This is a genomic window from Streptomyces camponoticapitis (assembly GCF_014646115.1).
In the GTDB taxonomy this organism is placed as follows: Bacteria; Actinomycetota; Actinomycetes; order Streptomycetales; family Streptomycetaceae; genus Streptomyces; species Streptomyces camponoticapitis.
Genome location: NZ_BMMV01000005.1, coordinates 187,132 through 203,650, shown reverse-complemented (window position 1 = coordinate 203,650; position 16,519 = coordinate 187,132). Strand labels below are relative to the sequence as shown.

The window sequence follows — 16,519 nt, the reverse complement described above, 5'->3', positions numbered from 1 at the left end:
TGCGAGGGAGCTCGACCGATGCAGCAGGCACCCGTGCTGGCGAGCGCCGCGGACCCGGCGGCCGAGTCCTGGCGCGTCAACGAGGCGGCGCATCAGGAGCTCTCCGGCGCCCTGCGCGACCGGCTCGCCGCGGCCCGGCTGGGCGGCGGCGAGAAGTCCCGCGCCCGGCATGTGGCACGCGGCAAGCTGCTGCCCCGGGACCGGGTGGACACCCTGCTGGACCCCGGCTCGCCGTTCCTGGAGCTGGCGCCGCTGGCGGCGGAGGACATGTACGGCGGGCAGGCGCCGGCGGCCGGGGTGATCGCCGGCATCGGCCGGGTGAGCGGCCGTGAGGTGGTCGTGGTCGCCAATGACGCCACGGTCAAGGGCGGGACGTATTACCCGATGACGGTGAAGAAGCATCTGCGCGCCCAGGAGGTCGCGCTGGAGAACAGACTGCCGTGCGTCTATCTCGTGGACTCGGGCGGCGCCTTCCTGCCGATGCAGGACGAGGTCTTCCCCGACCGTGACCACTTCGGCCGGATCTTCTACAACCAGGCGCGGATGTCCGGCGCCGGAATCCCGCAGATCGCGGCCGTCCTCGGCTCCTGCACGGCGGGCGGCGCGTACGTGCCCGCGATGAGCGACGAGGCCGTGATCGTCCGCGGCCAGGGCACGATCTTCCTGGGCGGCCCGCCCCTGGTGAAGGCGGCGACGGGCGAGGTCGTCACGGCCGAGGAGCTGGGCGGCGGCGAGGTCCACTCCCGTACGTCGGGTGTGACCGACCATCTCGCCGAGGACGACGCGCACGCGCTGCGGATCGTGCGCACGATCGTCTCGACGCTCCCCGAGCGTGGCCCGCTGCCCTGGCGGGTCGAGCCGGTGGAGGAGCCGAAGGTCGACCCGATGGGGCTGTACGGGGCGGTGCCGGTCGACTCGCGCACACCGTACGACGTCCGTGAGGTCATCGCGCGGATCGTGGACGGCTCGCGGTTCGCGGAGTTCAAGTCCGAGTTCGGTACGACCCTGGTCACCGGCTTCGCCCGGGTCCACGGCCACCCGGTGGGGATCGTCGCCAACAACGGCATCCTGTTCTCCGAGTCGGCCCAGAAGGGCGCGCACTTCATCGAGCTGTGCGACCAGCGCGGCATCCCGCTGCTCTTCCTGCAGAACATCTCGGGGTTCATGGTCGGCAAGGCGTACGAGGCGGGCGGCATCGCCAAGCACGGCGCGAAGATGGTGACGGCCGTGGCGTGCGCGCGCGTGCCGAAGCTCACCGTCGTGGTCGGCGGTTCGTACGGCGCGGGGAACTACTCGATGTGCGGCCGGGCCTACTCCCCCCGCTTCCTGTGGATGTGGCCGAACGCCAAGATCTCCGTGATGGGCGGCGAGCAGGCGGCCTCCGTACTCGCGACGGTCAAACGCGACCAGATCGAGGGACGCGGCGAGGAGTGGCCTGCCGAGGAGGAAGAGGCGTTCAAGGATCCGGTCCGCGCGCAGTACGAGACCCAGGGCAACGCCTACTACGCGACGGCGCGGCTCTGGGACGACGGGGTGATCGACCCGCTGGAGACCCGTCAGGTGGTGGGTCTGGCGCTGACGGCCTGCGCGAACGCCCCGCTTCCCCAGAAGGACAGCAACGCCCCCGGCTTCGGCGTCTTCCGGATGTGAGTGACACATGACCTCCCTGCACACCACCACCGCGCACACGACCGCCCCGCGCACCAGCACCGTCCGGGCGGCCGCTCCGACCGGCATGTTCGACACGGTCCTGGTCGCGAACCGCGGCGAGATCGCGGTCCGCGTCATCCGTACGCTGCGCGCGCTCGGCATCCGTTCCGTCGCGGTCTTCAGCGACGCCGACGCGGACGCCCGGCATGTACGTGAGGCGGACACCGCGGTCCGGATCGGCCCCGCGCCCGCATCCGAGAGCTATCTCGTGAGTGAGCGGCTGCTGGAGGCCGCGGCCCGTACGGGCGCCCAGGCGATCCACCCGGGCTACGGCTTCCTCGCGGAGAACGCGGCCTTCGCGCAGGCGTGCGCGGACGCCGGGCTCGTCTTCATCGGGCCGACGGCCTCCGCCATCTCCCTGATGGGCGACAAGATCCGTGCCAAGGAGACCGTGGCGGCGGCCGGTGTGCCGGTGGTGCCCGGCTCGTCGGGCAGCGGACTGACCGACGACCAACTGGCCGAAGCGGCCGGGGAGATCGGGATGCCGGTGCTGCTGAAGCCGTCGGCGGGCGGCGGCGGCAAGGGGATGCGGCTCACGCGGCTGGAGTCGGCCCTGCGCGACGAGATCGCCGCGGCCCGGCGCGAGGCCCGCGCCTCCTTCGGCGACGACACGCTTCTGGTCGAGCGGTGGATCGACCGGCCGCGCCACATCGAGATCCAGGTACTGGCCGACGGGTACGGCAACGTGGTCCATCTCGGCGAGCGCGAGTGCTCGTTGCAGCGCCGCCACCAGAAGATCATCGAGGAGGCGCCGTCCGTCCTGCTGGACGAGAAGACGCGGGCGGCGATGGGCGAGGCCGCGGTGCAGGCGGCGCGCTCCTGCGGCTACCGGGGCGCGGGCACGGTCGAGTTCATCGTCCCGGGCGAGGACCCGGGCTCGTACTTCTTCATGGAGATGAACACCCGCCTCCAGGTGGAGCACCCCGTCACCGAGCTGGTCACCGGTCTGGATCTGGTCGAGTGGCAGCTGCGCGTCGCCGCCGGTGAACGGCTCCCGTTCACCCAGGAGGACATCACCCTCACCGGGCACGCGATCGAGGCCCGGATCTGCGCGGAGGACCCCGCGCGCGGCTTCCTCCCGTCGGGTGGCCGGGTGCTGTCGCTGCGTGAGCCGGCGGGCGACGGCGTACGCACGGACTCGGGCCTGAGCGAGGGCACGGAGGTCGGGAGCCTGTACGACCCGATGCTGTCCAAGGTGATCGTGCACGCCCCGGACCGCGCGACGGCACTGCGCAGGCTGCGGGCCGCGCTGGCGGAGACGGTGACGCTGGGCGTCCCGACGAACGCCGGCTTCCTGCGGAGGCTGCTGGCCCACCCCGCGGTGGTGGCGGGCGAGCTGGACACCGGCCTGGTGGAGCGCGACGCGGACTCACTGGTGCCGGCGGAGGTGCCGGTGGAGGTGTACGAAGCGGCGGCGGCGGTACGGGAGTCGGAGCTGGCCCCCACGCCCACGAGCGCCCCGGGCCCCGGCTGGACCGACCCCTTCTCCGTACCGAACGGGTGGCGGATGGGCGGCATGACCGTGCCGGTCACCCACCATCTGCGTATCGCCGGACATGAACCCGTCATACACCGGCTGCTCGGCACGGGACCGTCGCACGTGGAGCCCGGCCGCGTCACCGTCACGGTGGACGGGACGACCCATACATTCCACCGGGCGGACGACTGGCTCGGCAGGGACGGCGACAGCTGGCACGTACGGGACCACGACCCGGTCGAGGCGGCGCTGCTCGGCGCCGCCGGGGCGGGAGGGCTCGACGCGCTCACCGCGCCGATGCCCGGCACGGTCACGGTCGTCAAGGTGGCGGTCGGGGACGAAGTGGTCGCGGGCCAGGGCCTGTTGGTGGTCGAGGCGATGAAGATGGAGCACGTCATCTCGGCCCCGCACGAGGGCACGGTCACGGAGCTCGACGTCACGGCGGGCTCCACCGTCTCCATGGACCAGGTGCTGGCCGTGGTCGCACCGGCCGCGCTCGCCGCACCGTCGGCGGCTGCCGAGGAGGAGAAATGACACTCCCGATGACGGTCATGGACGAGGGTCTGCCGACCCGGATCCGTATCCACGAGGTCGGCGCGCGCGACGGCCTCCAGAACGAGTCGACGATCGTCCCGACCGGGATCAAGGCCGAGTTCATCCACCGCCTCGCCGCCGCCGGGCTCACCACCATCGAGGCGACGAGCTTCGTCCACCCCAAGTGGGTGCCCCAACTGGCCGACGCCGAGCAGCTGTTCCCGATGGTGCGCGACCTGGAGAACGTACGGCTGCCCGTCCTCGTGCCGAACGAGCGCGGACTCGACCGGGCGCTTGCCCTCGGCGTCCGTCAGGTGGCCGTCTTCGCCAGTGCGACCGAGTCCTTCGCCAAGGCCAATCTGAACCGGTCCCTGGACGAGTCGCTCGCGATGTTCGAGCCGGTCGTGGCCCGCGCCCGCGCCGAGCGGCTCCATGTCCGTGGCTATCTGTCGATGTGCTTCGGCGACCCGTGGGAGGGGCCCGTCGCCGTCGACCAGGTCGCCCGGATCGTCAAGGCCCTGGTCGACATGGGCTGCGACGAGGTGTCCCTCGGCGACACGATCGGCGTGGCCACCCCCGGCCATGTGCAGAGCCTGCTCGCCACGCTCATCGAGGAGGGGGTGCACGTCTCGAAGATCGGGGTGCACTTCCACGACACGTACGGCCAGGCACTCGCCAACACCTTCGCGGCGCTCCAGCACGGCGTGACCACCGTCGACGCGTCGGCGGGCGGCCTCGGCGGCTGCCCGTTCGCGAAGAGCGCCACGGGGAATCTCGCCACCGAAGACCTCCTGTGGATGTTGCAAGGCCTCGGTATCTCCACCGGGGTCGATCTCGGTCTCCTCACCGCCACCAGCGCGTGGATGGCCGACCAGTTGGGACGACCCAGCCCCTCACGCGCCGTGCGCGCCCTCTCCCACAAGGAGTCCTAGCCATGCCCCTGGACCACCGGCTCTCCGACGAGCACGAGGAACTGCGGCGTACCGTCGAGGCGTTCGCCCAGGATGTCGTCGCACCCAAGATCGGTGACTTCTACGAGCGGCACGAGTTCCCGTACGAGATCGTGCGCGAGATGGGCCGGATGGGCCTGTTCGGCCTGCCGTTCCCAGAGGAGTACGGCGGCATGGGCGGCGACTACATGGCGCTCGGCATCGCCCTGGAGGAGCTGGCCCGCGTCGACTCGTCCGTGGCCATCACCCTCGAAGCGGGCGTCTCGCTCGGCGCGATGCCGCTGCATCTCTTCGGTACGGAGGAGCAGAAGCGGGAGTGGCTGCCGCGTCTGTGCTCCGGCGAGATCCTCGGCGCCTTCGGGCTGACCGAGCCCGAGGCCGGCTCGGACGCCGGCGGCACCCGCACCACGGCCGTACGGGACGGCGACGAGTGGGTCATCAACGGCTCGAAGTGCTTCATCACCAACTCGGGTACGGACATCACCGGCCTGGTCACGGTCACGGCGGTCACCGGCCGCAAGGAGGACGGCCGCCCCGAGATCTCCTCGATCATCGTCCCGTCCGGCACCCCGGGATTCACGGTCGCGGCCCCGTACTCGAAGGTCGGCTGGAACGCGTCGGACACCCGCGAGCTGTCCTTCTCCGACGTCCGGGTGCCGCTGGCGAATCTGGTCGGTGCGGAGGGCCGGGGGTACGCGCAGTTCCTCCGCATCCTGGACGAGGGCCGCATCGCGATCTCCGCACTGGCGACGGGCCTGGCGCAGGGCTGTGTGGACGAGTCGGTGAAGTACGCGAAGGAGCGCCACGCCTTCGGCCGGCCGATCGGCGCGAACCAGGCGATCCAGTTCAAGATCGCCGACATGGAGATGCGGGCGCACATGGCCCGCCTCGGCTGGCGCGACGCGGCCTCCCGCCTGGTGCACGGCGAGCCCTTCAAGAAGGAGGCCGCGCTGGCGAAGCTCTACTCCTCGACGGTGGCGGTGGACAACGCCCGCGAGGCCACCCAGATCCACGGCGGCTACGGCTTCATGAACGAGTACCCGGTGGCCCGGATGTGGCGCGACTCCAAGATCCTGGAGATCGGCGAGGGCACGAGCGAGGTCCAACGGATGCTGATCGCCCGGGAGATGGGCCTCTAGGTCGTGTTTCGGCGGACGATCTCGGTGATCCAGGTGGGGGCGAAGGGGGACGTGCAGCCCGGGGACGTCGGGTAGTCCTTCAGGACCTCCAGGCGCTCGCCGATGTCGAGCGCGCGGGGGCGGTGTTCGGGGTGGTCGATGCCGATCCGGGCCAGACAGTGGTTCATCGCCCACTGGAGGCGGTCCGGGGCGTCCTTCATCTCGGCCTCGACGACATCGAGCAGTCCCGCGAGGTCGAGACCGTCGGGCTTCTTGGTGACGCGCTCGGTGGTCAGTGCCCAGCCCGCGCTCGCGACGACCGGATCCGGATCGGCGGACCAGGCCCGGCGCAGCTCCTCGAAGTGAGGGCTCCTCTTCACCACGTAGTTCACGAGCCAGTCGTGCACCTTGGGTGCGCGCGCCTCGCGCAGCATGGCGTCCAACTCCTCGCGCCCGAACGCCTTCGGGCGGCAGATCAGCAGCGCCAGCAGCCGCGCCGCGGTGTCGTCCGTGGCCCAGAGCCGGGTGGCGAGTTCGTGCTGTGTCTTCAGCCGCTTGGCGAGCGCTCGCAGTTTGCTGAGGTTCACCCCGTGGTCGTCACCGTGCTTCTCGTTGACCGCACGTGCCTTCGGGTCGTCCAGCCCGGCCAGCTCGGCCATCACCTCGGCCACCGTCGTCCCGGCCACGGCCGCCCCAGTCGTCATCCCGGTCACCTCGGTCTCCTGTCCTGTCCTGTCCTTCAATGGGTGATTCAGCGTACGACGGTAGCCCGCCTCCGGCCGGAAAGGGCGGGGTCGACCATCGGCGGTCCGTTCACGAGACTGGGCGGATGACGACACCGCCCGTCACCCCGGACAGTCTCCGCGCCGTTCTCTTCGACTCGGGCGGTGTTCTGCTGCGTCCGATCGGCGGCCGTTGGAACCCGCGAGCCGACTTCGAGGACACCGTGCTCGCCCACGCCCCCTCGATCGCGCCCGAGGAGTTCGCGGCCGCGATCGCCGCGGGTGACCGGTTCTTCGCCGCCTCGTCGTCGACGCCCGACTACGACGACTACCACCGGGTGATGCTCCGGCGCCTCGGCGTGGACCCGGCCCCGCGCCTTCTCGCCGACCTGCGCCGTGAAGTCGCCCCGGACGTCTTCCTGGAGACGTACCCGGACGTCCACGGGACGCTGGAGGAGCTGGGCCGGCGCGGGGTGCGGATGGCCGTGGTGTCGGACGCCTGGCCCGATCTGCCCCGGCTGCACGCCGGGCTCGGGATCGACCGCTTCTTCGAGGCCTATGCGATCTCGGCCGTCCTGGGGTGCAACAAGCCGGACCCCCGTATGTACCACCACGCGAGCGCCGCGCTGGGACTCCCTCCCGCGCGGTGCCTGTTCGTCGACGACGATCCGGACCTGGTCGCCGCGGCGATCCGGCTCGGCTACGCGGGACGCGCGATGCGCAGGGACCCGGCGGGCGTCTCCGAGGTGCCCTCGATCACCACCCTGACGGAACTTCTGGATCTCTTCTGACCCACGGTCGTACGGCCCCGTCCGCCGTCGTCACCCCGTTCCGCGGTGGCTCAGCACATTGACGACCCGGCCGCTCGGGTCGCGCGCGAAGAAGCGGCGTACGCCCCACTCCTCGTCCCGCAGCGTGTGCACGATCTCCGCGCCGCTCGCCCGCACGGCCGCGTAGGCCGCGTCCACGTCGTCCACCTCGATGCTCATGTCGGCGACGACGGGTCCGGTCGCGTCGTGGGTCAGGAAGCTGACCTGTGCGCTCGGTGTGGACGGTGAGGCGAGGGTGAGGATCCAGCCCTGGTTCATGACCTCCTCGAAGCCCAGCAGGCCGTAGAACGCCCGGCTCCGCTCCTGCTCCTCGGGCCGCACATGGAGGTTGGGCACAACGCGGCGGACGGACATCGCTGACTCCTGCGGGACGTAGGGAGCGGCTGTTCCCCCAACTCTCCCGCACGGCTCGGACACCCGCCCCGTACGCGAGAGTAAGCAAGGTTAGGCTAACCTATTCGAACTGCCCACCGGCCGGTCTCCGGCGCGTACGAAAGCGGACATCGACATGCCCAACGCCCACCATTCACCCCTCAGCCGCCGCGGCGTCCTCGCCGCCGGTGGTGCCGTCGGCCTCGGAGTCGCCCTCGCCGCCTGTGGGAACAGCGACGACGACAAGGGGGAGCCGGGCGCGGCCGACGATGTGAAGGCGGGCCCCTGGTCCTTCAAGGACGACCGCGGCGAGACGGCCGAGGCCGGCAGCGTCCCGAAGAGCATCGTCGCCTTCACCGGCACCGCCGCCGCGCTCCACGACTACGGGATCGAGGTCAAGGGCGTCTTCGGACCGACCACCACCAAGGACGGCAAGCCGGACATCCAGGCGGGTGACCTCGACGTCACCGAGGTCGAGATCCTCGGCAACGTCTGGGGCGAGTTCAACGTCGAGAAGTACGCGGCGCTCGCCCCGGAACTGCTCGTCACCGCCCAGTGGGTCGAGGGCGAACTCTGGTACGTCCCCGAGCAGTCCAAGGACAAGATCCTCAAGCTGGCCCCGAGCGTGGCGCTCCTGGCCGCGGAGACCACCGTCCCCAAGGCGATCCGGCGCCACGCGGATCTCGCCGAGTCCCTGGGCGCCGATCTGGGGGCGAAGAAGGTCACCGACGCGAAGGCCAGGTTCGAGAAGGCGGCGGGCCGGCTGCGGGCCGCCGCGAAGTCCCGTCCCGAGATCAGGGTGCTGGTCGGCTCGGCCAGTCAGGACCTGTTCTACGTCTCCCTCGCCGAGATGTCCGCCGACACCCTCTACTTCCAGGAGCTCGGCGTGAGGTTCGTGGAGCCGAAGGTCAACGCCCAAGGCTTCTTCGAGGAGCTGAGCTGGGAGAACGTCGACAAGTACCCGGCCGACATCATCATGATGGACAACCGTTCCTCCGCCCTCCAGCCCAACGCCCTGACGTCGAAGCCGACGTGGGCGCGGCTGCCCGCGGTCGGGGCGGGCCAGGTCGTTCCGCGCGTCACGGAGCCCATCTACTCCTACGACAAGTGCGCGCCGATCCTCGAAGATCTCGCCGCCGCCATCGAGAAGGCCCGGAAGGTCGCCTGATCGGTGCCGACGGCGACCGGGGCCGCCGTCCGAACAGCCGGTGCGCCGTGCGGGTGCGCGGCGGTCCACCACGCGGCGGTGACCGCGCGATGCGCCTGCGCCGTGGCGGTCGCCGGATCGCCGGTCAGCCGAACCGGGGCGCCGATGTGCACCCGCAGCTCCGGGCGGCGCAGGGGCGCGGTCGCCAGACCCGCGAGCTGCCCGAGTACACCGCCCGAGGTGATGCGGCGGGCGCCGCTCTGTCCGAGGGGGACGACCGGAGCGCCGGTCACGGCGGCCAGCCGGGCCAGGCCGGTACGGAAGGGCCGGGGAGGCAGCTCGGTGGCGTCCCCGCCGTCCGGGATGCCGCCCTCGCCGTAGATGAGGACGACCCGGCCACGCGCGAGCGCGGCCGCGGCGTCGTCGAGGCAGCCCGCGGCCCCCGGGTCGCCGCGGCGGACGGGGACGTGCCCGCCGCGGACGAGCGCGCGCCCGAGGAGCGGTACGCGCCACAGTCCCGCGGCCGCCATCACGACGGGCTCGACGCCCAGTTGACGCAGCGCGGCGAGCACGACCGCCGGATCGCTGAGCGAGGTGTGGTTCGCGGCGACGATGCTCCCCGGCGCCAACTCGCCCTCGGCGTCCAGCGAGACCGTGAGGCGGCCGAAGAACGGCACCAGTGCGGCGGCTGTACGGCTCAGCATGAGGGTCCTCCGGAGGGGCGACGGGCGATGTCTCCCATGGTCGCCAGGAACGCGGGCGCGGGCGTGAGTACCCGTACTCAACCGCCCGCCCCGAACCACCCGTCCCGGTCGGCGCACGCCACGCCCGAACGGGCCGACACCGCAGGTCGGTTGGGGCGTCCCCGTCGAGTCGCCTTCACCGATGGCGGATCGCTGACTTCCGGAGCGTCACCTCGTACTGGATGCCGTGCGGGTTTCACCGCCTCCGCCTCAGCCAGGGATCCGAGCGTGTCGACGCGCAGCGCGAGACGGATGCCCACAGATATACGCCGCACCCCACCGAGGGTGACGGGAGCGGCGGGCGCCCATGTTCACGCACGGCCCTTCACAGGCGCCCGCCTCCCCGTCAGCGCACTCGGCTCACCGCGCGGTCACTCGCCGGGCCAGGGCACGACCGGCGAGGGGTAGTAGTCGATCCCCAGCGCCGTCATCCGCGGTCCCTGCGCCGCCAGTCGGACCTTGTACGTGTCCCAGTCCCGCGCCGACTGCGGGGACCAGCCGATCTCCGCGACACCGGGCAGCCTCGGGAACGCCATCCGCTCGATGTTGTCGCTGGTCGACAGCGTCTCCGACCAGAGCGGCGCCTCGACGCCCAGCACCGCGTCCGGGGCGACACCCGCGTCCGCGAGATAGGCCGCCGGGTCCCAGTCGTACGAGCGGTCGACCTCCACCAGACCGGCCCAGCTCTGGCCCAGATCGGTGTTCCGGTCGTACTTCATGTCGAGATAGACGCGGTCGGCCGGCGACAGGATCAGCTTCGTGCCGGCCTTCGTCGCCTCGGCGACCTGCGCGCGCTCGGCGGCGCCCGTGGCGTCGTAGCCCCAGTACTGCGCGACCGCGCCCTTCACCGGGTCCGCGCCGGTGAGCTGGTGCCAACCCACCACGGTCTTCCCGTATTTGGCCACGACCGCCTGGGTCCGCCGCATGAACTCCACATAGTCCTCATGGCTGGTGGAGTGCGCCTCGTCGCCGCCGATGTGCAGATATCTGCCGGGCGTCAGGGCGGCCAGCTCGCGCACCACGTCGTCCACGAAGTCGTACGTGATCTCCTTCGTCGCGCACAGCGAACTGAAGCCGACGGCCGTGCCGGTGTAGAGCGGCGGCGCGACGCCGTCGCAGTTCAGCTCGGCGTACGAGGCGAGCGCCGCGTTCGTGTGGCCCGGCATGTCGATCTCCGGGACGACTTCGAGATGGCGCGAGGCGGCGTAACGCACCAGGTCGCGGTATTGCGCCTTGGTGTAGTACCCGCCGGGGCCGCCGCCGACCTGGGTCGAGCCCCCGTACGTGGCGAGCCGCGGCCAGGAGTCGATCGCGATGCGCCAGCCCTGGTCGTCGGAGAGGTGCAGATGCAGGGTGTTGATCTTGTAGAGGGCCAACTGGTCGATGTAGCGCTTGACCTGGTCGACGGTGAAGAAGTGCCGGGAGACGTCGAGCATCGCGCCCCGGTAGGCGTAGCGCGGCTTGTCGGTGATGGTGCCGCCGGCGACCTTCCAGGGGCCTCGCTGCCGGCTGTCGCGCTCCACCGAGGCCGGCAGGAGCTGCCGCAGTGTCTGGACGCCGTGGAAGAGTCCGGCGGGCTTGCGGGCCGTGAGCGTGACCCCGTCACGGCCCGACTCCAGACGGTAGCCCTCGTCGCCGAGCGCCCGGTCCCGGTCGCCGGACGTCAGCTTGAGCCGGATCCCGTCGTCACCCCGGCCGTGATCGTGGTCGCGGCCCCGGTGGTCGGCGCGGCCCCGGTCGTCGTCGGTGACCCGCAGGTCGTAGCCGGTGGAGGGACGCAGCAGTCCCGCCAGATAGGTGCCCACGCGCCGTGCCTCGTGGGAGTCCTCGTCGACCCGGATGCGGGTCGAGGAGGTGATGGAGTACGGCGAGCCGCCCGGCCGCACCGAGGCGGGCGCCGGGACGACGTCGCCGAGCGCCCTGACCGCGGAGCCGGAGCCGGAAGTGGAGGTGGACGGGGATCCGGACCCCGTCCCCGTGCGCTCGGGAGCCGCGACGGCCCCTGACGCGGCCACGCACGAGAACAGGGCGACGCCGACGAGCAGCGGGCCGAAGAGGCGCGCGGACGAAGGCCGGCGGGACGCGGACCGGCGGGACGGAAGTGGGGGGAAGGTGGGGGATGTTCCGTGCTGTCTCACAGACTTGCCCCTTCGACGGAGTTCAACTGTGGTGCGGAGCGACCGAACCTCACCATCGGACCCCCGTGTCCCATCCGTGGTCAAGGTGTAGACCAATCTTCGGCGCCTCGGTGGAACAATCGGCCTCATGGCGGAAATCATCCAGAGGGACGGCACTTGGACCTTCGACGGCGACACGGTGCGCATCGTGCCCGGCTCCGACAAGCGCGTGAGTCTGCTGCGCAAGTCGCTCGGCGAAGTCGCCGTGCCGCTGGCGGCGTTGGCGGGGATCACCTTCGAGCAGGGCCGTAAGTCGGGGCGGCTCAGGCTCCGGCTGCGCGAGGGCGCCGACCCGCTCACCAGGGTCGCCGGGGGCAAGCTGGACGACGCCTCCGACCCGTACCAGCTGACCGTGGAGAGCGACCGCACGGGCGTCGCCGAGTACTTCGTCGACGAGGTGCGCAACGCCCTGCTGCTGGACGAGGTCGAGTCGGGTCCGACCGACCGCTTTCTGCTGCCCGGCCCCTCCCTGCCGATCACGATGGGCGCCGGCGACGGGACCGCGACCTTCGACGGCGAGCAGATCCGGCTGGAGTGGAACTGGAAGACCGAGGAGTCCAAGTCCTCGCGGGGCATGACCACCCTCTCGATCGATGATGTCGACGGTGTGGAGTGGCGGCCGAGCGCCGGGATGGAGAATGGATTCCTGCGCTTCGTGGTCGGCAGGGGCAATTCCCCGGCGCCGAAGTACGACCCGCACTCCGTGGAGCTGTACGGCTTCCGGAAGGACCCGCTGATGGCGCTGGTCGCGGCGGCGGTGGTGGCCCGGCTGCCGCACCCGAACGCGGCGCCCGCCGCCCTTCCCTCCCTCACCAAGGCCGCCGAAGGCGCGGACGTGCCCGCACAGCGGGCCGCGAGCGGCGACGATCATGACGCGCTGCTGCGCAGGCTGCGTGAGCTGGGCGAGCTGCACCAGGCCGGGATCCTCACGGAGGAGGAGTTCACGACCGCCAAGCAGGCCGTACTGAAGCGCCTCTGAGCAGCGCCACAACAGAGATCATGGATACTCCTGCCCGGATTCGGGCAGGATTCTTGCAAAGAGCCGCCAAGCACCCGCAGTATCTACGGGTGCTCGAACGCCGTTCACCCTCGTCCCACGACGACCTCGTCGACCATCTGGTCCGCAGCACCGCGCTCCCGCGCGGCGAGGCGGCCCGGGTGATTCTGGACGTCCTGGCGTACTTCGACGAGACCGCCGAGGAGTTCGTCCGGCGCAGACACCGCGAGCTCCAGGCCGGCGGCGCGGCGAACCCGGAGATCTTCGAGCGGATCGCGGCGGAACTGCCGCACCGCGCGGTGGCGCCGCCGGAGCTGTCCCTCAGGCAGCTCCGGCGGATCGTCTACGGCTGAGCCGCGGAGCGTACGGCGACGACCGTCCTCGGACGGCGGCCGGGCACACCACTGATCATTGGCGGAGAGGCAGAGACTGATATGTGCGGAATCGTCGGTTACATCGGGCGGCGTGATGTCGCCCCACTGCTGCTTGAGGGCTTGCAGCGGCTGGAGTACCGGGGCTACGACTCCGCGGGCCTGGTCATCACCGGCAAGGCGGCCGCCGGCAGGTCCTCGGCGCTGAAGATGGTCAAGGCCAAGGGCCGCGTCCGTGAGCTGGAGTCCCGCGTCCCCAAGCGCTTCGCCGGCACCACCGGCATCGCGCACACCCGCTGGGCCACCCACGGCGCCCCGAGCGACCACAACGCGCATCCGCACCTCGACCAGGACAACAAGGTCGCCGTCGTCCACAACGGCATCATCGACAACGCCACCGAACTGCGTGTGAAGCTGGAGGCCGACGGTGTCGTCTTCCTCTCCGAGACCGACACCGAGGTCCTGACCCATCTCATCGCGCGCTCGCAGGCCGAGACGCTGGAGGAGAAGGTCCGCCAGTCGCTGAAGCTGGTCGAGGGCACGTACGGCATCGCCGTGCTGCACGCCGACTTCGCGGACCGTATCGTCGTCGCCCGCAACGGCTCGCCCGTCGTCCTCGGCATCGGCGAGAAGGAGATGTTCGTCGCGTCCGACGTCGCCGCGCTGGTCTCCCACACCCGCCAGGTCGTCACCCTCGACGACGGCGAGATGGCCACCATCAAGGCCGACGACTTCCGTACGTACACCACCGAGGGCTCGCGCACCTCGGCCACGCCGACCACCGTGGAGTGGGAGGCCGAGTCGTACGACATGGGCGGCCACGACACGTACATGCACAAGGAGATCTCCGAGCAGTCCGACGCCGTGGACCGGGTGCTGCGCGGGCGGATCGACGACCGGTTCTCGACCGTGCATCTGGGCGGTCTGAATCTGGACGCGCGCGAGGCCCGCGGGGTGCGGCGCATCAAGATCCTCGGCTGCGGCACCTCGTACCACGCCGGTCTCATCGGCGCCGGGCTGATCGAGTCGCTGGCGCGCATCCCGGCGGACGCGGAGCCCGCGTCGGAGTTCCGTTACCGCAATCCCGTCGTGGACCCCGACACGCTCTACATCGCCGTGTCGCAGTCGGGCGAGACGTACGACGTCCTGGCCGCCGTGCAGGAGCTCAAGCGCAAAGGCGCCCGGGTGCTCGGCGTCGTCAACGTCGTCGGCTCGGCGATCGCCCGCGAGACCGACGGCGGCGTGTACGTGCACGCGGGCCCGGAGGTCTGTGTCGTCTCCACGAAGTGCTTCACCAACACGGTGGTGGCCTTCGCGCTGCTCGCGCTGCACCTGGGCCGGATCCGCGACCTGTCGGTCGCCGACGGCAAGCGGATCATCGCGGGCCTGCGTGATCTGCCCGCCCAGATCACGGAGATCCTGGAGTCCGAGGCGGAGATCAAGAAGGTCGCGGACGAGTACGCGGACGCGAAGTCGATGATGTTCATCGGACGGGTACGCGGCTATCCGGTGGCACTTGAGGCCTCCCTGAAGCTCAAGGAGATCTCGTACATCCACGCCGAGGCGTATCCGGCCTCCGAGTTGAAGCACGGACCGCTCGCACTCATCGAACCGGCGCTGCCGACCGTGGCGATCGTGCCGGACGACGACCTGCTGGAGAAGAACCGCGCGGCGATGGAGGAGATCAAGGCCCGCAGCGGCCGCATCCTCGCGGTCGCGCACCAGGAGCAGCCGAAGGCCGACCACACGATCCTGGTGCCGAAGAACGAGCCGGAGCTGGACCCGATCCTGATGGGGATCCCGCTCCAACTGCTCGCCTACCACACGGCGTTGGCGCTGGGCCGGGACATCGACAAGCCGCGCAACCTGGCGAAGTCCGTGACGGTGGAGTAGCCATGACGGCGCGTCAGCGTCGCCGCCGCGGACGACGGGCTACGGAATGACCACGACGGGCCGCTGGGCCCGTCGTGCCAGCCGTCCCGCCACCGAGCCGAAGATACGTCCCACGATGCCGTGCGTGGAGCCGACGACGATCGCGTCGGCCGAGTACTCCTGGCCGACCTCTTCGAGCTCGTGACAGATGTCGCCGCCGCGCTCGACGAGGATCCACGGCACCTCGGTGAGGTAGTCCGCGCAGGCCAGTTCGAGACCGAGGACCTCGGTGCGGTGGTCCGGCACGTCCACGAAGACCGGCGGCTCGCAGCCCGCCCAGACGGTGGTGGGCAGCCGGTTGGCCACGTGCACGATGATCAGGGCGGAACCGAGTCTGCGGGCCATTCCGATGGCATAGGCGAGTGCGCGCTCGCTGGACGTCGACCCGTCGAAACCGACGACCACTCCGTGCCTGAAGGCCGGGTCGCAGGAGTGGCGCGTCTCTTCCGCCGCTTGCAGGTCCGACGCGTGGTCGGTCAACTGCTCGCGGTCAGCGGGTTCGGGGATTTCGTGACCGGCCATCGATGTCTCGGCGAGGAAGGTCCTTGTGTGAAGGAGCAACAATTGACGGGGCAACGGAGCTGTGTCTGGGAATCATCTTCCCAACCCCTTACCCGCAAGGGTACGGCGGCACTCCTCTTCTGCCCAGGCATGGCCGCCGCACACGCGGCGTATCAGGGGAGCATGCCCGAGCCCGTCGGGGATCGCAACGCCGGATGGCTCGTACACAGGGACGCGGGAAGCGGGCCACCCGGGGGGTGGTAAGTGACCGGACGGCCGGACGCCTCGTTGATCATGGGTCCCCCCGTGGTCGACGCGGTAACTCCAGTCACCACAGCCACCCACGTCACCAGGGAGCCCACGTGTCCGTACGACCGCACCACCACGCCTCCCCCTCGGGGCCTCAGACCGCGTCGGCCGCCACCGCCGATTCCGCGAGCGATGTGGTTCGCTGGGCCGCGTTCAGCTGTGTGCTCGTGCCGGTGGTGCTCGTCGTGTTCGGGACGTCCGTCGGCGGAGCCGCCGTCCCCGCGCTCGGGCTGCTCGCCGTGACGGCGGTCTGCCGGCTTCTGCTGCGCCGCTCGGAGCGCTCGCTGCGCGCGCAACGTACGGCGGGTAACACCAGGCCCCAGGGGGCGCATCGGGGCGCGCATACTCGCGACTGAAGCGCGCCGGGTGACCGGCGCTTCCGGGCCCGCACACCCGTAAGTTTTCAGCCAACTTCACCCCTGCGACCGATCCTTGGCGAAATGGCCTGCCAACCCCCTTGTCACCAGGGCAGAGAGGTCCTTTCCGGCCGCGAAGTGCCTACGGGGACGGGCCATGCGCGCGAGGCGCACTTCCCAGTGGGCCGCCTGAGTGGAACGCTTCGTGATCGAATGCTTCGCGCCAAGTTGCCTTGTCGACATAGCGCCGGATGGAGAACTTGTCACGCCGGC

Annotated in this window: 15 protein-coding genes; 10 read left to right on the top strand and 5 right to left on the bottom strand. The window is 70.7% G+C overall.

From position 1 onward, the window contains the following. Window positions 1-18: 18 nt before the first annotated feature. The 4 genes from IEY79_RS10020 to IEY79_RS10005 all read left to right on the top strand — a co-directional run bounded on the left by IEY79_RS10020 (window position 19) and on the right by IEY79_RS10005 (window position 5,810). Entirely contained in the window at window positions 19-1,650 is a 1,632-nt protein-coding gene (locus IEY79_RS10020; protein WP_189107014.1) for a carboxyl transferase domain-containing protein, read from the top strand. Window positions 1,651-1,735: 85 nt separating this feature from the next. Beyond that, window positions 1,736-3,721 carry an acetyl/propionyl/methylcrotonyl-CoA carboxylase subunit alpha gene (locus tag IEY79_RS10015; protein WP_189107162.1) on the top strand — a complete coding sequence of 662 codons (1,986 nt, stop codon included), beginning with the start codon at window positions 1,736-1,738 and terminating at the stop codon, window positions 3,719-3,721. Next, window positions 3,718-4,653, top strand: a complete 936-nt coding sequence (locus IEY79_RS10010) for a hydroxymethylglutaryl-CoA lyase (RefSeq protein WP_189107013.1) — start codon at window positions 3,718-3,720, stop codon at window positions 4,651-4,653. The genes IEY79_RS10015 and IEY79_RS10010 overlap by 4 nt, the downstream gene beginning before the upstream one ends. A gap of 2 nt (window positions 4,654-4,655) precedes the next feature. Beyond that, window positions 4,656-5,810: an acyl-CoA dehydrogenase family protein gene (locus IEY79_RS10005; protein WP_189107012.1), complete on the top strand. Its 1,155-nt coding sequence runs from the start codon at window positions 4,656-4,658 to the stop codon at window positions 5,808-5,810. Here the strand turns inward: IEY79_RS10005 and IEY79_RS10000 are convergent. Further along, window positions 5,807-6,493, bottom strand: a complete 687-nt coding sequence (locus IEY79_RS10000; protein WP_189107011.1) for a DNA alkylation repair protein — start codon at window positions 6,491-6,493, stop codon at window positions 5,807-5,809. The two genes, IEY79_RS10005 and IEY79_RS10000, sit on opposite strands and share 4 nt — an antisense overlap. 125 nt (window positions 6,494-6,618) lie before the next feature. Here IEY79_RS10000 and IEY79_RS09995 point away from each other — a divergent pair, with 125 nt between their 5' ends. Continuing rightward, on the top strand, window positions 6,619-7,302 hold the full coding sequence (locus IEY79_RS09995; protein ID WP_189107010.1) for an HAD family hydrolase: 684 nt from the start codon (window positions 6,619-6,621) through the stop codon (window positions 7,300-7,302). 30 nt (window positions 7,303-7,332) lie between these two features. On the opposite strand, the gene IEY79_RS09990 is transcribed toward IEY79_RS09995, so the two are convergent. Then, complete coding sequence (locus tag IEY79_RS09990) at window positions 7,333-7,695, bottom strand: VOC family protein (protein WP_189107009.1); 363 nt, start codon at window positions 7,693-7,695, stop codon at window positions 7,333-7,335. A gap of 154 nt (window positions 7,696-7,849) precedes the next feature. On the opposite strand from IEY79_RS09990, the gene IEY79_RS09985 reads away from it, so the two are divergent. After that, window positions 7,850-8,881: an ABC transporter substrate-binding protein gene (locus IEY79_RS09985; RefSeq protein ID WP_189107008.1), complete on the top strand. Its 1,032-nt coding sequence runs from the start codon at window positions 7,850-7,852 to the stop codon at window positions 8,879-8,881. On the opposite strand, the gene IEY79_RS09980 is transcribed toward IEY79_RS09985, so the two are convergent. Continuing rightward, window positions 8,812-9,564 (bottom strand): lysophospholipid acyltransferase family protein, encoded by a 753-nt coding sequence (locus IEY79_RS09980; protein WP_189107007.1) that lies wholly within the window; start codon window positions 9,562-9,564, stop codon window positions 8,812-8,814. The two genes, IEY79_RS09985 and IEY79_RS09980, sit on opposite strands and share 70 nt — an antisense overlap. Window positions 9,565-9,974: 410 nt before the next feature. Continuing rightward, window positions 9,975-11,741, bottom strand: a complete 1,767-nt coding sequence (locus tag IEY79_RS09975; RefSeq protein ID WP_229700779.1) for a beta-N-acetylhexosaminidase — start codon at window positions 11,739-11,741, stop codon at window positions 9,975-9,977. Between the two features lie 127 nt (window positions 11,742-11,868). Between IEY79_RS09975 and IEY79_RS09970 the strand changes: the two genes are divergently transcribed. The 3 genes from IEY79_RS09970 (at window position 11,869) to glmS (ending at window position 15,041) form a co-directional block, all read left to right on the top strand. Beyond that, window positions 11,869-12,759 carry a DUF4429 domain-containing protein gene (locus tag IEY79_RS09970; RefSeq protein ID WP_189107005.1) on the top strand — a complete coding sequence of 297 codons (891 nt, stop codon included), beginning with the start codon at window positions 11,869-11,871 and terminating at the stop codon, window positions 12,757-12,759. Window positions 12,760-12,848: 89 nt separating this feature from the next. After that, window positions 12,849-13,130 carry a hypothetical protein gene (locus IEY79_RS09965; RefSeq protein WP_189107004.1) on the top strand — a complete coding sequence of 94 codons (282 nt, stop codon included), beginning with the start codon at window positions 12,849-12,851 and terminating at the stop codon, window positions 13,128-13,130. Window positions 13,131-13,211: 81 nt separating this feature from the next. Beyond that, complete coding sequence (gene glmS / locus IEY79_RS09960; protein WP_189107003.1) at window positions 13,212-15,041, top strand: glutamine--fructose-6-phosphate transaminase (isomerizing); 1,830 nt, start codon at window positions 13,212-13,214, stop codon at window positions 15,039-15,041. Between the two features lie 39 nt (window positions 15,042-15,080). Here the strand turns inward: glmS and IEY79_RS09955 are convergent, their stop codons facing one another. Beyond that, window positions 15,081-15,602 (bottom strand): universal stress protein, encoded by a 522-nt coding sequence (locus tag IEY79_RS09955; RefSeq protein WP_189107002.1) that lies wholly within the window; start codon window positions 15,600-15,602, stop codon window positions 15,081-15,083. Window positions 15,603-15,943: 341 nt separating this feature from the next. On the opposite strand from IEY79_RS09955, the gene IEY79_RS09950 reads away from it, so the two are divergent. Further along, on the top strand, window positions 15,944-16,246 hold the full coding sequence (locus IEY79_RS09950) for a hypothetical protein (RefSeq protein ID WP_189107001.1): 303 nt from the start codon (window positions 15,944-15,946) through the stop codon (window positions 16,244-16,246). Window positions 16,247-16,519 lie beyond the last annotated feature (273 nt).

What these genes read in the sequence shown, in the direction of transcription:
- IEY79_RS10015 (WP_189107162.1), top strand. Translation starts at nt 1,736, where the DNA reads ATGTTCGACACGGTCCTGGTCGCGAACCGCGGCGAGATCGCGGTCCGC.
- IEY79_RS10010 (WP_189107013.1), top strand. Translation starts at nt 3,718, where the DNA reads ATGACACTCCCGATGACGGTCATGGACGAGGGTCTGCCGACCCGGATC.
- IEY79_RS09995 (WP_189107010.1), top strand. Translation starts at nt 6,619, where the DNA reads ATGACGACACCGCCCGTCACCCCGGACAGTCTCCGCGCCGTTCTCTTC.
- IEY79_RS09985 (WP_189107008.1), top strand. Translation starts at nt 7,850, where the DNA reads ATGCCCAACGCCCACCATTCACCCCTCAGCCGCCGCGGCGTCCTCGCC.
- IEY79_RS09955 (WP_189107002.1), bottom strand. Translation starts at nt 15,602, where the DNA reads ATGGCCGGTCACGAAATCCCCGAACCCGCTGACCGCGAGCAGTTGACC.
- IEY79_RS09980 (WP_189107007.1), bottom strand. Translation starts at nt 9,564, where the DNA reads ATGCTGAGCCGTACAGCCGCCGCACTGGTGCCGTTCTTCGGCCGCCTC.
- IEY79_RS10000 (WP_189107011.1), bottom strand. Translation starts at nt 6,493, where the DNA reads ATGACGACTGGGGCGGCCGTGGCCGGGACGACGGTGGCCGAGGTGATG.
- IEY79_RS09970 (WP_189107005.1), top strand. Translation starts at nt 11,869, where the DNA reads ATGGCGGAAATCATCCAGAGGGACGGCACTTGGACCTTCGACGGCGAC.
- IEY79_RS10005 (WP_189107012.1), top strand. Translation starts at nt 4,656, where the DNA reads ATGCCCCTGGACCACCGGCTCTCCGACGAGCACGAGGAACTGCGGCGT.
- IEY79_RS10020 (WP_189107014.1), top strand. Translation starts at nt 19, where the DNA reads ATGCAGCAGGCACCCGTGCTGGCGAGCGCCGCGGACCCGGCGGCCGAG.
- glmS (WP_189107003.1), top strand. Translation starts at nt 13,212, where the DNA reads ATGTGCGGAATCGTCGGTTACATCGGGCGGCGTGATGTCGCCCCACTG.
- IEY79_RS09990 (WP_189107009.1), bottom strand. Translation starts at nt 7,695, where the DNA reads ATGTCCGTCCGCCGCGTTGTGCCCAACCTCCATGTGCGGCCCGAGGAG.